The 16,095-nt window shown below is 71.2% G+C and carries 16 protein-coding genes; 6 read left to right on the forward strand and 10 right to left on the reverse strand.

What is annotated here, in order from left to right:
- Positions 1-90: 90 nt before the first annotated feature.
- From ACQP2X_RS06000 to ACQP2X_RS06010, 3 genes are read right to left on the reverse strand one after another with little or no spacing between them, the layout of a single operon-like run.
- The gene (locus ACQP2X_RS06000; RefSeq protein WP_498694916.1) at positions 91-972 is read right to left on the reverse strand and encodes a DUF58 domain-containing protein; all 882 of its coding nucleotides are present in this window, start codon (positions 970-972) and stop codon (positions 91-93) included.
- Positions 973-975: 3 nt separating this feature from the next.
- Entirely contained in the window at positions 976-1,992 is a 1,017-nt protein-coding gene (locus tag ACQP2X_RS06005; RefSeq protein ID WP_498694917.1) for an AAA family ATPase, read from the reverse strand.
- A gap of 33 nt (positions 1,993-2,025) precedes the next feature.
- A complete protein-coding gene (locus tag ACQP2X_RS06010; protein ID WP_498694918.1) occupies positions 2,026-2,838 on the reverse strand; it encodes a S1C family serine protease in 813 nt (270 codons plus the stop codon).
- A 122-nt stretch (positions 2,839-2,960) separates the two neighbouring features.
- Between ACQP2X_RS06010 and ACQP2X_RS06015 the strand changes: the two genes are divergently transcribed.
- Positions 2,961-3,446, forward strand: coding sequence for a TspO/MBR family protein (locus ACQP2X_RS06015; protein WP_498694919.1), 486 nt, complete (start codon positions 2,961-2,963; stop codon positions 3,444-3,446).
- On the opposite strand, the gene ACQP2X_RS06020 is transcribed toward ACQP2X_RS06015, so the two are convergent.
- Entirely contained in the window at positions 3,439-3,987 is a 549-nt protein-coding gene (locus ACQP2X_RS06020) for a hypothetical protein (protein WP_498694920.1), read from the reverse strand. The genes ACQP2X_RS06015 and ACQP2X_RS06020 overlap by 8 nt on opposite strands.
- 103 nt (positions 3,988-4,090) lie before the next feature.
- Here ACQP2X_RS06020 and ACQP2X_RS06025 point away from each other — a divergent pair, with 103 nt between their 5' ends.
- The 4 genes from ACQP2X_RS06025 to ACQP2X_RS06040 all read left to right on the forward strand — a co-directional run bounded on the left by ACQP2X_RS06025 (position 4,091) and on the right by ACQP2X_RS06040 (position 8,607).
- Positions 4,091-5,809 carry a YncE family protein gene (locus ACQP2X_RS06025; protein WP_498694922.1) on the forward strand — a complete coding sequence of 573 codons (1,719 nt, stop codon included), beginning with the start codon at positions 4,091-4,093 and terminating at the stop codon, positions 5,807-5,809.
- Positions 5,806-6,231 carry a sigma factor-like helix-turn-helix DNA-binding protein gene (locus ACQP2X_RS06030; protein WP_498694923.1) on the forward strand — a complete coding sequence of 142 codons (426 nt, stop codon included), beginning with the start codon at positions 5,806-5,808 and terminating at the stop codon, positions 6,229-6,231. Before ACQP2X_RS06025 ends, ACQP2X_RS06030 begins: the two co-directional genes overlap by 4 nt.
- The gene (locus ACQP2X_RS06035) at positions 6,228-6,923 is read left to right on the forward strand and encodes an anti-sigma factor family protein (RefSeq protein WP_498694924.1); all 696 of its coding nucleotides are present in this window, start codon (positions 6,228-6,230) and stop codon (positions 6,921-6,923) included. The genes ACQP2X_RS06030 and ACQP2X_RS06035 overlap by 4 nt, the downstream gene beginning before the upstream one ends.
- Before the next feature lie 106 nt (positions 6,924-7,029).
- Entirely contained in the window at positions 7,030-8,607 is a 1,578-nt protein-coding gene (locus ACQP2X_RS06040) for a DMT family transporter (protein WP_498694925.1), read from the forward strand.
- A gap of 1 nt (position 8,608) precedes the next feature.
- Here ACQP2X_RS06040 and ACQP2X_RS06045 read toward each other — a convergent pair whose 3' ends face one another.
- Together ACQP2X_RS06045 and ACQP2X_RS06050 are read right to left on the reverse strand one after the other, a co-directional pair.
- Positions 8,609-9,247 (reverse strand): SDR family oxidoreductase, encoded by a 639-nt coding sequence (locus ACQP2X_RS06045; RefSeq protein ID WP_498694926.1) that lies wholly within the window; start codon positions 9,245-9,247, stop codon positions 8,609-8,611.
- Between the two features lie 96 nt (positions 9,248-9,343).
- Entirely contained in the window at positions 9,344-9,658 is a 315-nt protein-coding gene (locus tag ACQP2X_RS06050; RefSeq protein WP_498694927.1) for a hypothetical protein, read from the reverse strand.
- A gap of 128 nt (positions 9,659-9,786) precedes the next feature.
- On the opposite strand from ACQP2X_RS06050, the gene ACQP2X_RS06055 reads away from it, so the two are divergent.
- Positions 9,787-10,734 (forward strand): Ppx/GppA family phosphatase, encoded by a 948-nt coding sequence (locus tag ACQP2X_RS06055; protein WP_498694928.1) that lies wholly within the window; start codon positions 9,787-9,789, stop codon positions 10,732-10,734.
- Here ACQP2X_RS06055 and ACQP2X_RS06060 read toward each other — a convergent pair.
- Genes ACQP2X_RS06060 through ACQP2X_RS06075 form a run of 4 tightly spaced genes read right to left on the reverse strand, consistent with a single transcriptional unit; the run spans position 10,706 to position 16,044 of the window.
- Positions 10,706-11,386, reverse strand: a complete 681-nt coding sequence (locus tag ACQP2X_RS06060) for a 4'-phosphopantetheinyl transferase family protein (protein WP_498694930.1) — start codon at positions 11,384-11,386, stop codon at positions 10,706-10,708. The genes ACQP2X_RS06055 and ACQP2X_RS06060 overlap by 29 nt on opposite strands.
- A 4-nt stretch (positions 11,387-11,390) precedes the next feature.
- The gene (locus ACQP2X_RS06065; RefSeq protein WP_498694931.1) at positions 11,391-12,401 is read right to left on the reverse strand and encodes a glycoside hydrolase family 6 protein; all 1,011 of its coding nucleotides are present in this window, start codon (positions 12,399-12,401) and stop codon (positions 11,391-11,393) included.
- Positions 12,398-14,350, reverse strand: a complete 1,953-nt coding sequence (gene glxA, locus ACQP2X_RS06070) for a radical copper oxidase GlxA (protein ID WP_498694933.1) — start codon at positions 14,348-14,350, stop codon at positions 12,398-12,400. The genes ACQP2X_RS06065 and glxA overlap by 4 nt, the downstream gene beginning before the upstream one ends.
- Complete coding sequence (locus ACQP2X_RS06075; RefSeq protein WP_498694934.1) at positions 14,347-16,044, reverse strand: glycosyltransferase family 2 protein; 1,698 nt, start codon at positions 16,042-16,044, stop codon at positions 14,347-14,349. Before ACQP2X_RS06075 ends, glxA begins: the two co-directional genes overlap by 4 nt.
- Between the last annotated feature and the right edge of the window lie 51 nt (positions 16,045-16,095).

The raw sequence follows: 16,095 nt of genomic DNA on the forward strand, positions 1-16,095 counted from the left end.
CCGACCGCCGTCGCTGCAGCAGCACGTAGCCGTAGACCGCGGCCGCGGTGACGGCCGCCGCCACGATCAGCACCAGGGGGTAGAGGAAGCTCACCGGCGCCCCCGTCCCGACGTGCGGACCATCTCGATCAGCGCGGCCAGCATGTCCTGATCGGTGGTGACCCGGTGCGCGGCCACCCCGGCCTTGCGCATGCCCTCGGCCACCTGGTCCTCGCGGGCGCCGACCTGCTCGGCCAGCCGCCCGCGCAGCAGCGGATCACTCGTGTCGACCAGCAGCTGTTCCCCGGTCTCGGCGTCCTCGACCAGGATCAGCCCGACGTCGGGCAGGTCGAGCTCGGACGGATCGACGACCCGGATCACCACGACCTCGTGCCGGTGGGTGAGCATGGCCAGCGAGCGGTCCCACCCCGGCTCGCCGATGAAGTCCGACATGACGAAGACCAGGCTGCGGCGCCGCGAGGTCGTCATCGCCGCCAGCCTGAACATTTCCGATAAATCCGTTACGGACGATGAGGGCGCTGAGGGTGACAGCAGGGCGTGGGTGATCCGCAGGATCTGGTCGCGTCCGGGCCGCGGCGGGATGACCTGATGGGCCGCGTTGTCGAAGAGAAGAGCGCCGACCCGGTTGCCGCCTTGGGAGACGAGCCGGGCGAGCGCGATGGCCAGCGAGGCCGCGACCGACTCCTTGCCCTCGCCGCGGCCGAAGCGCATCGACGCCGAGCGGTCGACCACCAGCCAGGCCGTCAGCTCGCGGTCCTCGGTGTACTGCCGGATGTACGGCTCGTCGAGCCGCGCCGTCACGTTCCAGTCGATGTGCCGGACGTCGTCCTCCGGCACGTACGCCCGCAGGTCGGTGAAGTCGATCCCGGCGCCGTGCCACACCGTGCGGTAGGCGCCCTGCAACCTGCCGTCCAGGCGACGGCCGAGCCGCCACTCGAGGCGCCTCAGCAACCGATCGGAGGGAGTGGTCATGGGTCAGCGGCCCCGGCCGGCCGGCTCCGGGATCGCCACGTTGGCCAGGATCTTCGACAGGATCAGGTCGGGCGTCACCTCGTCCGACAACGCCTCGTAGGACAGCACCATGCGATGCCGCATGACATCAGGGGCAAGGTCGGTGAGATCTTCCGGTACGACGTATTCGCGCCCCCGGATGAAGGCCAGCGCCCGCGCCGCGAGCACCAGGCTGATCGACGAGCGCGGGCTGGCGCCGTACGTCACGTAGCGGGCCAGGTCGGTCAGCCCGATCCGGGCCGGGTCGCGGCTCGCGTGGGCCAGGTTCACCGCGAACTCGATGAGCGACGGGTCGACGTACACCCGGTCGGTCTGCTCCTGAAGCTCGACCAGCGCGGCCGGATCGATGATCTTCTGGATGACCGCGGCCCGGGTCAGCGCCCGCTCGACCACCACGAACTCCTCGGTCGGGCTCGGATAGCCCACGAGGACCTTCATCATGAAGCGGTCGACCTGCGCCTCGGGCAGCGGATAGGTGCCCTCGGTCTCGATCGGGTTCTGGGTGGCCATGACCAGGAACGGGTTGGGCACCTTGTGGGTCTCGCGGCCGATGGTGACCTGACGTTCCTGCATGACCTCGAGCAGCGCCGACTGCACCTTGGCCGGTGCGCGGTTGATCTCGTCGGCCAGCAGCAGGTTGGTGAAGACCGGGCCCAGCTGCACCTGGAACTCGCCGGTGGGCTGGTGGTAGACGCGGGTGCCGACGATGTCGGCCGGCACCAGGTCGGGCGTGAACTGCACCCGGTGGAACTCGCCGCCGATCGCCTCGGCCAGCGACTTGACCGCGAGCGTCTTGGCCAGGCCGGGCACGCCCTCGACCAGGATGTGACCGCGGGAGAGCAGGGCCACGATGAGCCGTTCGAGGAGGATGTCCTGGCCCACGATGGTCTTCTTGACCTCGTAGAGCACCTTCTCGATCGGCCCGGCCGAGGCCGCCGGGGCGTCGGTCCAGTTGTAGGGGCCGCGGGCCGGCTGGTTCATGCGTCCGTCCTTTGTGTCGTCACAGCCTGTTTGTCACAGCGGGGGTGCTTGTCCGTCGCCCTCGCCGGCGCCGAGAGCGGCCCCGATGGGTACGGCGAAGCCGATGCCGATGAAGGTGCCGGCGTCGGTCGGGTTGGCCAGCGCCACCACGACGCCGACGACCTGGCCCTGCGTGTTGATCAGCGGTCCGCCCGAGCTGCCCGGGTTGACCGCCGCGTCGAACTGGATGAGACCGGCGATGTCGCCGCCGCGGTCGCGGGACAGCGTGCGCTCCAGGCCGGAGACGACCCCGCTGGTGGTGGTCGCGGTCAGGCCGAGCGGGTTGCCGATGGCCACCACGTCGTCGCCGATGGCGGCACCGCCGCCGAGCACCGCCGGCACGACCGTCTCGGGCAGCTTGGCCGGGGCCAGGGTGGCGATGTCCTGCGCGGGCTCCGAGCTCGTGACCTGCGCGGTCGTCTCGCTGCCGTCGGCGTACGAGATCTGGATGTTCTTGGCGCCCTCGACGACGTGGTAGGCGGTGAGGATCGTGCCGTCGGCGTTGATGATGAAGCCGGTGCCGCTGTCCGCCCCGGCGCCGCTGCCGCTGGCCTTGATCAGCACGACCGAGGGGCGCAGCGCCTGGTAGACCTCGGTGACGGTCAGCGGCCCGGCCGAGGCCGAGGGTGACGCGGCCGGGCGGGGCGCCGCGGCGGGCTCCGGTGAGGACCGGAAGAGCACCACCACGGTGATCGCCACGGCCCAGATCACGACCGCCGCGGCCAGCACTCTGCGCCCGGTGATCCGCCGCGCCTTCGGAGGCTCCGCAGGCGCTTGATCATCAGATTCGGGCCGCAGCACTTCCATCACGTCGCACCCGCAACAGTGAGCATCTCTCGACTCTAAGAGCGGATTCTCAAAATCCGCTAAGAGCTTGCACCGCTTTTCATAAGGCGTTTCACCTGCCGGGACGGGGGCATTTGGGTCTTATGACGTACGCCGCCCGAAGCCCGCACGCCACTCATCGCTGGATCGCCCTGGCCGTCTTCGGGCTCGCCGTCTTCGTGGCCGCCGCGATCGGCGGCCTCGGCGTCTCCGGCACGTCGGCCGAGTACAACAGCCTGGAACAGCCCTCGTGGGCGCCGCCGTCGTGGCTGTTCGGGCCGGTCTGGACGGTGCTCTACGTGATGATCGCCGTGGCCGGCTGGCTGGTCTGGCAGCGGGTGGGCTTCACGCTGCCGCTCTGGCTCTACACGGCTCAACTGGTGCTCAACGCGATCTGGACGCCGCTGTTCTTCGGCGCCGGGCAGTACGGACTGGCCTTTGCCGAGATCGTCGTGATGTGGGTGATGATCGGCGCCACGGTCGTGACCTTCGTCAAGGTCCGCCGCGGCGCCGCCCTGCTCCTGCTTCCCTACTGGGCCTGGGTGACCTACGCCAGCGCCCTGAACCTGGCGATCTGGCAGCTCAACTGAGCAGGATCTTCGCACCGTCCTGACCCAGCGCTTCGAAGTCGGCCTCGACCTCGTCCCGACTGAGCGTGCCCGCCCGGACCGCCCGATAACGCACCATGTGCCAGACGAAGACGTCGAGGTTGTCGAAGCGGGTGCCCGCCTCGACGACCTCTTCTTCGTGGAACCAGACGGCCACCTGCCCGTTGGTGAGCACCACGTAATAGTTGCCGCCGCCGTCGGCGCCGACCGAGTAGACGTCGTCGTCGGTCAGCTCGGTCTCGTAGTCGGAGTCGAGGATCCCGCAGTCGTTACCGGCGAAGTCGAATCCGTACGACCAGTCGGCTATGTCGCACAGGTCGGGCATCGTCCCCGACCGCACCCGGCGGTCGAAGGCGGCCAGCGCGGCCGCGTCGGACGGCGCGAGGCGGGCGAGGAAGGGTTCCACCGGCTTGACCTCGTCCTCGAACACGACGACGTCCATCGGAGAGGGAAAGAAACGCGCCAGGTCGCCGTCGAGATCGCGCTCGACGTACCCGGCCAGAGAGGCAACAGTCAGGGCCACCGGCGGATCTTAGCGGCGACGACATATATCGAAACAGGTGCCAACTTCGCTCCGTGTCTTCCAAAAGACGTCTCCGTCACAGCATGATGATCGCGGGGACACTATGAGTGAAGATCAGTTACCGCCCGGTGTGCTGGCCGAGATCGGGAGTCCGATCCGGGAGACCAGGCTGTCCGTCGTCGAGGAGCTGTCCCGGCTCGCCTGGGGCGCCGACCTCGAGACGGCCTCGGCTGCCCGGACCGCTCTTCAGCAGATGATGGACGACGACAGCCGCAGCGTGTCCGCCGCCGCGGCCGCCGCCCTGGAGCGCACGGCTGTTCGCCTCGACCCCGAGCGCGTCGACTTCGGCACGGTCGCGGCCGAGACGCCGCGCCTGGTCGCCGACGTCCGGGTCGAGGGGCCGCCGCTGGCCATCGCCGGCGCCACGGTCACCGTCTCCGGTCCCGGCCTGCGCGCCATGCTCTCCGACCGGCAGCTGCGGATCATGTGGCTGCCCCGCTCCGACTGGCTCGACGGCTCGGTCACCGTCCGCGGCCCGGCCGGCTGGGCCGACGTCCGGGTCACCGGCCAGATCGCGGCCACCGTCCCGATGGCGCAGGTGCCGGCCGAGGCCGCCGTCCTGCGCACGTACGACGGGGTGCCCGGCTACGGCGCCTACGGCCCGGCCCGGGTGACCGTGCTGCCCCCGCCACCACCGCCCCCGCGCCGTCAGATCGGCACCACTGTGCTCGTCGCGATCCTCACCACGCTCGTCGTCCTCGGCGGCGCCGGCGTCGCGATGGCCCTGCTCAACGACACCACACCGGGCCGGACCGTGGCCGCCGAGCCGACCGAGCCCGAGGCGGCCGAGGCGATCGGCCCCGCCGGCACGGTGACACCGCAGGTCACCCGGGTGCCCCTCGGTGCGCGGGTGAAGAGCCTGGCCGTGCCCAAGGTCGCCGGCACGGTCCGGGTCGGCACCGAGCCCGAGGGCCTCGCCATCTCGCCCGACAGCCGCACGGTCTACGTGGCCAACCAGAACTCGCACGTTCTCTCGATCATGGATGTGCCGAGCCGCAAGGTGTCCTCGGTGACGCTGCGGAACAACCCCCGCTTCGCCACCACCTCGCGCGACGGCCGGCTGATCTTCGTCTCGATGTACGAGAACGACAAGCGCACCGGCAGCGGCGTGGCCGTGGTCGACGCCGGCACCAAGAAGGTCCTGCGCTATCTCCAGACGGGCCTGCAGCCGTACACGTTGTCGGTCGGCCCCGACGGCAACCTGTGGGTGCCGATCCACAGTGAGGGCCGGGTCGAGGTCTTCAAGGCCGGCAGCCTGGAGCGGACCGGCAACATCACCCTGCCGCCCAACCCGCACGCGGTCGGATTCTCGGCCGACCTCGGCCGCGCCTTCGCCGCCAACCACGAGTCGAACCTGGTCTCGGTCATCGACATGCGGACCAACAAGCTGGTCACGACCATCCCGGTGAGCCGCGCGCCGCACAGCATCGCCGTCTCGCCGGACGGCCGGGTGGTGCTGGTGGCCGGCTACGAGGCCGACACGGCCGATCTCATCGACGCGAACACGCTGCGGCGCAGCGGGCCGTTCAAGGTGGGCAGCGACCCGCAGAGCGTCGGCATCTCGGCCGACGGCCGGCACGCGTACGTGGTGAACGAGGGCGACAACACGGTCTCCGTGCTGAACACGACCACCGGCGTCGCCACCGCCACGGTCAAGGTCGGTGGCAGCCCGCGCGCCATCACGGTCGCCCCCGACGGCAAGTTCGCCTACGTCTCCAACGGCCGGGACCACACCATCTCGGTGCTGCGGGTGGGGGAGTGAGCCGGCGCGACCGTGCCGCCGGCGAGGTGCTCGTGCGGCGGCTTTTCACCGAGCACGGTGCGGCGCTTCTGGCGTACGCCTCCCGGCTGCTCGGCGATCACACGCGGGCGGCCGAGGTCGTTCAGGAGGCGCTGGCCCGCGCCGCCTTCACCGACACCAGGGCCGAGCTTTTCCAGGCCGTACGAGATCTGGCCGTGGCCCGCCTCCGCACGCGTTCCCCGTCCGTCGTGCCCGACACGGGGTCGATGGAGATGCTGCGTGCCGTCGAGGCGCTGCCGCCCGAGGAGCGTGAGGTGCTCAACGCCCTCTACTTCCAGGGGCGCAACGTCAAGGAGGCGGCCACGACGCTCGGTGTGCCCGCCGAGACGGTCAAGGCGCGCAGCTATCAGGCGCTGCGCCGGCTGCGCGGGGTGACGGCGTGAGCGGGCACGAGACCGATCGGCTCGGCGCGTACGCCCTCGGCGTGCTCGACGACGACGAGTGGGCGGCGGTCCACGCCCACGTGGAGGGCTGCGACGAATGCCGGCGCGAGGTCGCCGAGCTGCGCGCGACCGAGGAGCTGCTCGGCGACGTGCCGCCCGAGGCCTTCCTCGACGGGCCGCCCCAGGGCGCCGACCTGCTGCTGGAGCGCACGCTCAAGCAGGTGCGCGAGGAGGGCGACCGCCGCGAGCGCGGCCGCCGTCTCGTGTGGACGCTGGCGGCCGCGCTCGTCGCGGTGGCCGCGCTCGGCGGCGGGGCGCTGGCCGGGCGCAGCACCGCGCCCTCGGCCGTCGCCGCCGCCCAGCCGCCGGCGCCGGCCTCGGCCGCCCCGCCGGTTTCGGGCGCCGCCACGAACGCCGCGACCGGGGTCAGCATGAACGTCACCGTGCGCCCGGCCGCCGGCTGGGTGCGGCTGAGCGCCTCGGTGGGCGGCGTTCCCGCTGGTGAGCAGTGCCGTCTCTACGTCGTGGGGGCGGACGGCGCCCGGCAGCTGGCCGGCAGCTGGCTGGTCTCCGAGTCCGGTGTCGCGACCGGTACCACGGTGGACGGCAGCGCCCTGGTCGCCCCGGCCGACGTGGCGTCGGTCGAGGTGGAGACGTACGCGGGCCGGCCCCTGGTCCGGGTCGACCTGTAGTTGGTCTTGGCCCAGCTCTCGCCTTCGTCTACTTAGACGCATATCATCAGAGCGTAATTGCTCGATTGCGTAGCGTCACAATCACCTTCTGGCGGGGGTGGATCGGATGACCACAGCAGGGTGGTTCGCTCTCGGTATCACCGTGTTCGGCTCGCTCTGCTATGCCACGGCCTCGATCCTCCAGGCCGTCGGCGCCCGGCGCAGCGTGGGCACCGTGCGGACCATGGCCCACCCGCTCTACATGCTGGGCCTGCTGTTCGACATCTTCGCCTGGATCGGCGCGATGATCGCCCTGCGCGAGCTCGCGGTCTACGTGGTCGAGTCGATCCTGGCCGGCTCGCTCGCCATCACCGTCCTCGTGGCCCGCTTCGCCCTCGGCTGCCGCCTGCGCAGACGCGACTCGGTGGCGGTCGTCGTGACGATCGCGTCGCTCAGCTTCCTGGCCCTGTCGGCCGGCCCGCAGGACGACGTCCACACCAGCGACGAGCTGAGGTTCGCACTGTGCGCGGCCGCGATGGTGATGGTGCTGGTCGGCTGGGGCGCGGCCAAGGTGCAGGCCCCGGGCGGCCTGATCGCCGCGTTCGCCGGCCTGTCGCTGGGCGGCGCCGCCCTGATCGGACGCTCGCTGCCGGTCCCCGAGGGCCTCAGCGGCGGCCAGACGGCCCTGGCCATCATCACCGAGCCGCTCACGCTGGCCCTGCTGACGTTCGCGGCCACCGGCATGATGCTCTACGCGCACGCCCTCCAGCACGGCGACGTCGGCCCGGTCACGGCGATCCACTGGACGGCCGAGGTCTGCGCCCCGTCGGTGGTGGCGATGGCCTTCCTCGGCGACACCGTCCGCGACGGCTGGCTGCTCCCGGCCATCCTCGCGGGCGTGGCCACTGTCGGCGCGGCGGTGGTGCTGGCCACGGCCCCGGCCACGCACGTCACGGCCAAGCCGGAGGAGAGCGTCCAGCCGGCCCTGCCCCGGTCGGTGCGGGCGGCCCTGCCGGCCCCCGAGGTCCCGGCCTGGGTACGCCCCCTCGGCGAAAAGGTCATCTGGTGGGGCGCCCCACCGATCTGGCGCCCACCGAACCGTTCCCGCCCCATCGAGCCGGCCTATCGAGCCGCCGCGTTCCCCGCGGCCGCCGCCGTCCCCGCATATCCGCAGCCCACATACGCGCAGCCCGCGTATACGCAGCCCACTTACGCGCAGCCCGTGTATACGCAGCCCACGCACGCGCAGCCCGCGTATTCGCAGCTGACGCACGCGCAGCCCGCGTATGAGCAGTCCACATATCCGCAACCCGCATATTCGCAGGCGACTCATCTGCAGCCCGTTCACCCGCGGCCGGCATATCCCCAGCTCGGCCACTCAGAGCCCGGCCACCCGCAGCACGGTTACCCGGAGCCCGGCTTCCCGCGGCCGGCGCCGACAGCCCGCGCCCAGGCGATGGTCCCGCCGTATCAAGCCCAGCCCGCTGTGCCGCCCGCGCAAGGCTGGTCCGGAGAGGCGCCGATCCGCGCTCAGGCGATGGTTCCGCCCTATCAGGCACCGCCCGACGGGCCGACGCTTCAGCACGATGTCCGGGGTCAGGCCATGGTGCCGCCCTATCAGGCCCGGCCCGCCGCGCCGCCGGCTCCGGAGCCGCCCAGCGACCCGCGCTGGTGGAGCGACCCCGCGACCGACGGCGAATGGTGAGCTAGAGAAGGCGTACGGCCTCGGGAATCGGTGTTGCCCCGTTGTTGAAGTTGATCGTGCGGCCGTGGGTGGACGGCTCGCCCAGGACCTCGACCACCACCGCCGCCACGTCGTCCCGCGACACCGAACCCGACGTCGCGCCCTGCTCGGCCGTCTCGATCCGGCCCGTTCCGGCGGCGTCGGTCAGCGCGCTCGGACCCAGGATCGTCCAGTTCAGCCGCGACTCGCGCAGATGGGTGTCGGCCGCGGCCTTCGCCTCGGCGTACGGGAAGAAGCCGTTCTCCGGCGGCACGCCGTGTTCGGGACCCGCTCCGAAGTACGACACCATCACGTAGCGGTCCACGCCGGCGCGGGCCGCCGCGTCCATCGACCGGATCGCCGCGTCGCGGTCCACCGCGTACGTCCGCGCCGGATCGCCACCACCGGCCCCGGCCGACCAGACGATCGCGTCGTGGCCCTCGAACAGCGTGGCCATCTCCTCCACGCTCGCCCGCTCCACGTCGAAGACCACCGGTTTCGCCCCGGTCGCGGCCACCTCGGCCGTGTGATCGGCGTTCCGGAAGACCGTCGTCGCCTCGTCGAGCCGCGGCAGCAGCAGCCGCGCCACCTTCCCGTGCCCACCCACCACAAGAACGCGCATTCCTGACACGGTACCCGCGGTGGGGCCTCGGCGACGTCGTCGAACGATCCAGGGGGAGCGCGCCACCCTGGAGCGCGTAGGCGCCGCCGAGGCGGCTCAGCTCGCCGCGCGGTGCAGCTCGTCGCGCGGCACCCGCAGGTTCACCACGGCCGGCTCGCCCTCGACACTGCCGGCGATCTGGTCGCCGCCCGCGTACACGTCGTTGGAGAGCAGACCGGTGCCGTCGATGCGCAGATAGCCCGTGGTCACCAGGTGCTCGGCCACGCCGGCGACCGTGTCCGGGCGTACGTCGGTGCCCGGCATCTGCACGGCGGACACGGAACCCACCTCGTCGCCGGTCGCGTCGACCACGGTCATGCCCACGTTCACCCGGGCGATGGGAAGGGAATCGGTCGGACTGTTCGGCTGCATGGGTTCGGAATTCCCCGACGGACCCGCGCAAAACGCGACGGATCGCCGGTCACCTGCCGATGAGCGGGTTTATGGCGGTCGCCGCGTGGTATCCGCCGTGCCCCGGGCTGACGACGGGAGGGCAATAAATGCGTGCGGCAGTGCTCGATGTGGGATCGAATTCGGTCAACCTGCTCATCGGGGCGCCGGGAACCACATCGCGATCGTGGAAGGCACACACCGCCCTCGCCGCCGGGTTGCGTCCGGACGGCGGCCTCGGTCCCGAGGGCCGCCGGCGGCTCATCACCGCGGTGGGCGAGGCCGTCGCCGAGGCCAGGCGGGCGGGTGTCGAGGAGCTTCTGCCGTACGCCACGGCGGTGATCAGGGACGCGCCGGACCGCGACGAGGTGCTCGACCAGGTGGCCGCGGCCACCGGGGTGCGGCTCGGCACGCTGACCGGCGTCGAGGACGCCGAGACGACCTATCTGGCCGCCCGCCGCTGGGAGAGCTGGTGCGGCGGCCCCCTGCTGCTGGCCGACATCGGCGGCGGCTCGCTCGAACTGGCCTTCGGCCACGAGGAGAAGCCCGACTGGGCGGTCTCGCTCGATCTGGGCGCCCGCGTCCTGACCCGGCGCTTCCTGCGCGGCGGCGCCTCGCCGGCCACCCGGGCCGCCCGTGACCTGCGCCGGCACGTCCGCGCCGAGGTGCACCAGGCCCTCGCCGGCACCTCCTGGGAGTCGCGGTCGACGGCGGTCGCCGCCTCGAAGACCTTTCAGCAGCTGGCCCGCCTCACCGGCGCCCCGTCCCTGCGGCGCGGCCCGTACGTGGCCCGCCGCCTGCACCGCCGCCGGTTGCGCCCGTGGACCGACCGGTTGGCGGCCATGCCGGCCAAGCGCCGCGCGAAGCTGCCGGGCGTCTCCAAGCACCGGGCCTGCCAGATCGTGGCCGGCTCGATCGTCGCCGACGAATTGATGCGGGGCCTCGGCCTGACCTTCCTGCGGATCAGCCCGTGGGGCCTGCGCGAGGGTGTCCTGCTGCGCCACCTCGAAGGAGGCTGGCCCGACTTCGTCAACGCCCGGTGGGCGCCGTTACCGTGACCTTCTCGGTGGTGCGGCGCCCGGACCTCACCGTCACGGCGGTCATGACCAGGTCGCGCTCGACCGTGAAGCGGCCGTGGAACTCGGGCAGCGGGGAGTCGACGAGCGGGCGGCCGGTGAAGGTCCGCGCGGCCGGGTCGATGGAGAGCACGCACTCGTCGAAGCCCAGCCAGCGCTCGGTCAGCGGGAACCACGCCTTGTAGATGGACTCCTTGGCGCTGAACAGCAACCGGTCCCAGTGCAGGCTGTCGCCGAGCGCGGCCAGCATGTCGCGTTCGGCGGGCAGCGTCACCCCGGGGATCACCTCGGGCGGCAGGGCGTCGTGCGGCTCGGCGTCGACGCCGACCGATGCGATGTCGCCGGCCCGGGCCACCGCCGCCGCCCGGTAACCGGCGCAGTGCGTGATGCTGCCGACCACCCCGGCCGGCCACAGCGGCTGCCGTCGCGGGCCGGTGAGGATGGGCGCCGGGGCGAAGCCGAGCCGTCGCAGCGCCTCGCGGGCGCTGCGACGGCCGGTGATGAACTCGCGGCGCCGCCCCTCGGTGGCCCGCGCGATCAGATGCTCTTCGCCGGGGAACGGCTCCTCGCCGGGGCGGTCGCCGAACGCCTCGACGACCACCACCTCCGGCGGCACGAGGTCGATCAGCGTCACGCCGTCATGATGCCAGCGCCAGCGCGTATTCGGGCCACCACTGCCCGGCCGGCGGGGCGCCGGCCGAGCAGGCGCCGTCCGACTCGCCCGGTCGCTTCACCCACAGGTACGCGTCGACCAGCGTGTGCCCGGTGCGTGTCGTCGGCGCCTCGCCCAGCTTGCGGCCGACCGGGTTGCACCAGTGGCGGTCGCCCGCGCCCACCTTGGCCGGGCCGTTGCCGTTGCGGCTGGTGTCGACGACGAAGTGGGTGCCACCGAGCTGGCGGGACAGCGCCGTGCCGTACCGGACGTTGTCCGCCGTCCTCTCGAAGTTGGCCACGTTGAGGGCGAAGCCGCTGGCCCGCTGGATGCCGGCCCGGCGCAGGGCGGCCGCCATCTGGGCCGGCTTGCGGATCCAGGTCGGGTTGCCCGCGTCCACATAGACCAGTGTGCCCGGGTTGGCCCGCAACACCGTCACGGCGTGCACGAGCAGCGCGAACCGCTCGGTCGCGGCCCTGGCGTTCAGGCAGCCGCGCACGGTCTGCGCGACCGCGTCCGGCTCCAGCACGACCACCGAGCGGTGGCCGCGGATGGCCGTGGCCAGCGCGTTGACCCACTGACGATAGGCGACGGCACTGGCCGCCCCGCCCGCCGAATGACCGGAGCAATCACGGTTCGGGATGTGATAGAGCGTGAGCACCGGGAGCTTGCCGGCCCGGCGGGCGTCGGTGACCAGCTGCCGGGCCCGGTCGGCGTAGCCCGGCGACTCGTCGGCGAACCAGGTGGCGGTGGGCCGGTCGGCGATGCGCCGGAGGATCGCGGCGTCCCTCGTCCGGCCGGCCGCCTCCCAGGCCCGGACCTGCTCGGCGGCGGCGCCGGTGGGGTCGACGTAGAGACCCTGCCCGGTGAGACGGCCGTCCCAGACTTCCTCGGGCGGCGGCGTCTCCTTCTTCTCACTGGCGCTTATGGCGACGGGGGCGGCGATGCCGGCCGCGACCAGCAGGCCGGCGGTGAGCAGCACGTAGCGCCGTTTCACCGGACCCTCACCCACCGGCCCACCGACGGCACGCCCCGGTCGTCGATCAGGAACAGCATGTACCAGCCGGACGGCATCACGCCGTCGCGCTTCGGGAAGGTCAGGGTGACGCCGTGCGGCCGGCGGACCAGTGGCAGCGCCACCGACCGCTGGTCGACGTCGAGCACGTGGGTGACCGCGCTCGGCCGGATCAGCCGGGCCGCGACCGCGCGCCCGGCGTCCGGGGTGGGGAAGTGGATGACCGAGCCGTGCGAGACCTCGCGCGGCCCGCTCGTGACGACCGGGCGGTCGCCCTTCTTGAACAGGTACGGCGGGCTGTAGACCTCGATCCGCTTCTCGAACGAGCCCGGGTTGCGCCCGGTCTCGTCGTACAGCGGGTCGCTGCCCAGGGTGATCACCCGGCCGTCCGGCAGCAGGATCGCCTCGGAGTGATAGTTGCGGCCGACCGCCGAATCGGCCGCCTTCTCGAACCGGTTCGCCCCGGGCCGGTAGATCTGCGAGTTGAACAGGTCGCTGCGCGCCTCGCCCCGATAGGGCCCGCCGCGATAGCCGGACGAGCCACCGGTGGTGAAGACGCCGTCGTCGGGCAGGATCACGGCGTTCAGATAGCGGGCGGGCTTGGGCAGGTCGGGGCCGGGACGATAGGCGGGCTTGGCCACGTTCAGGTCGATGATGTCGGTGCGGGCGGTGGACACCGGCGACTCGCCGATCGCGCCCCCGCCGAAGATCATCACCTTCTGCTCCTGCGCCGGCGGCAGCAGCACGGACGAGCTGGTCTCGGTCATCCGCGGGTTCCGCAGGCCCGGCGTCGTCGTGAAGGAATTGTTCGTCAGGTCCCAGATCCCGGGCGTACGGCCGATCTTGTCGGAGCCGTATCCGGAGTTCGACCCGGAGTAGAAGAGACGGCCGTCGTCCATGATGTGGAAGGCCGGATAGGTGGGGAACTGGCGCTTGAGCCCGGGCGTGGCCTCCCACTGCCGGCGGTCCACCAGGTAGCGCTCGTTGTCGCCGGGCAGCAGGCGGCCGAACTCGTCGAGACCGGAGACGGCCAGCACGTTGCCGTCCGGCATCTCGGTCAGTGTCGGATACCAGCGGTGCTTCACCATGTCGCCGACGCGCACGTAGCGCTCGGTGCGGGGGTCGAACTCGTACGCCGTCCTGTCCCCGCCGTACTCCTGCTTCTCCCTGGTGATCTTGTCGGCCAGGCCGTAGATGTTCCGTTGATCGTCGCCGGTCAGCCCTTCGACCCGATATTGGGCCGGCTTGCGGACGATGGGCCCGTCCCCGGGCTTCTCGGCGTCGACCCAGACCTCCACCTCGGAGGCGTGGATCATGTTGTGGTCGCCGTGTTTCATCGCGGTCGCCGGTTGCAGCGTGACGTCGGCTCGTGTTCGATATCTCGTGTTGTCGGCGGCTAGCAGGACGGTTCCCTTACGGAACGTCCGTGGCCCGCCGTTGGGCGACTCGTTCTTCAACTTCATCACGCCGGCGGCGTGGGTGATGTCCTTCTCCAGGCGCTCGTACGACTTCGTGCCGCCGGCCACGAGCACGTTGCCGTTGCCGAGGAACGTGTGTCCCGCGCAGAACACATCCGTCGGCGTCGGCACGTCGGTGAACCGGTCGGTGGCCGGGTCGAACAGCACGGTCCGGAACGTGCCGGCCTCGAACGCCTCCCGGTTGTTGCCGCTGCCCGCGATGATCAGCACCTTGCCGGTGTGCAGCAGGGCGGCGTGGATCGCGTTGACCCGGAAGCTCTCCGGCACGTGCAGGCGCGACCAGTGGCCGTACTTCTCCTTGTAGGACTGCCGGTTGATGGTGAACTCGCGGTACGCCTCGTTCGCGGCGGCCATCATCGGGCGGTTCACCGCTACGACGAACCCGAGCACCACCAGCGTGATCAGGTAGCTCAGCAGGCGCCGGGCGAGGGTCGGTCTTTGTCGGGGAGTCACTTATCTCTCCTGGTTATCAGCCAGATGGCTGTCGGTGCCAAGCAGATGGCCAGGTTCAAGCTGGGCCAGAGCCACATCGCGCCGTCCACGTGATCACCGATCGGCGCGCTGGCCAGCAGGACGGCGTAGAAGACGGCCCACAGCAGCCCGTGCCGAAAGGTGCTCATCCGGTCGGGGCTGGTCGAATCGCCCTTGGGAGTAACGACGAACCCGGCGCGGCGACGCAGCACGGCACCGACGTACGAGCTCACATAGACCGGCGCGCAGAGCGTCGAGGCGATCATCCCGGTGAGCCCCGACGACCCGGCCACCTCGTGCGGCGACACGTTGTGCCGCCGGTTGAAGACGTAGAGCCCGACCTGGAAGAGGGCGGCGTCCGCGTACAACATCAGCCACACCTCGTGCGGCACCTGCACACCCTTGGCCCCGAGGATCAGATAGCAGGTGGCGTTCACGGCGCCGAGCACCCAGGCCAGCGCGGTCAGCGGGTAGTACGACATCAGGAGCCCGTAGTGCAGGCTGCGCTTGAAGCCGAGCCGCCACGCGAGCCGCCAGAACTTCGTCACGACCACCTCGTCGGTGCCGCGCGACCACCGGTGCTGCTGGCTGAAGTAGTCGGTCCAGGACGACGGCCCCTCACCGACCGCGAGCACGTCGGGCGTGTAGACCGAGCGCCACCGGTTCCCGGTCTCCTCGTTCTTGGCGGCGTGCACGGCCAGGCTGGTCGCCATGTCCTCGGTGATCGAGTCCTGGAGGCCGCCGATCGCTTTCAAGGCCTTGATCCGTACGGCGTTGTTGGTGCCCACGAGCATCGCGATGCCGTGCTTGTTGCCCGCGCGCTGGAGCAGCGAGTGGAACAGGTACTGCTGCGACTCGGCCCACCGCGTGACCACGTTGTCGTAGTTGCCGTAGATCTGCGGACCGACCACGAAGGCCACATCCTCGTCGTGGAAGTAGCCGAGCAGCCGCTCGCAGAAGTTCGGCAGCGGCACATGGTCGGGATCGACCGAGACGAAGACGTCGTAGGCGTCGCCGTGCCGGTCCACCCAGGCGTTGTAGTTGCCGTGCTTGGTGCGCGCCTTGAAAGGACCGGATTCGGTGTTGTACGCCTCGACGCCCTTCCGCGAGAAATGCCGCACCCCGATCCGCGCGCACATGCCCCGCACATCGTCGTCGTCGCCCTCGTCGAGCAGCCAGACCTCGTACGTCCCCGGATGCCGCACCTGCCGTGCCGCCCAGAGCGTCCGCTCGACCATGTCGATCGGCTCCTTGCCCGGCACGATCGTGGTCAGGAACGCCACTTTGAGCCCGGCCGGCGGCACCAGCGGCCGCGGATCGCGGGCCCACAGCGTGGCCAGGCACAACGTGACCACGTTGACCAGCCGGAACAGCTCGATGAGGGCGGTCGCCCCGATCATGACGGCGGTCGCCCCGAACAGCCACGGCCGCATGCTCCGGTCCGGCAGCTCGATGGACGACACGAGCCAGAAGAAGAACGTCGTCTCGAAGGCGAACGCCAGCACCGTGATGGCCAGCGTCGTCAGCGGCCGCCGCCGGGCCAGCCGCCGCATCCGTATCCGGCGGTCACCCGCCTCCGGCACCGCCGGCGCCCCAGCGAGCACACTGTACGCCGGGTAGTCGTACCGTCCCGCGAGCGTGACCGTCTCTCCAGAGAGCGCGGGATGTACAGGCACTTTGACGCGACCCTGCAAAACCCACAGCCTCCCCCGAGCGCCTGAACAACG

Source organism: Actinoplanes sp. CA-131856 (assembly GCF_050956135.1).
Lineage (GTDB): Bacteria > Actinomycetota > Actinomycetes > Mycobacteriales > Micromonosporaceae > Actinoplanes.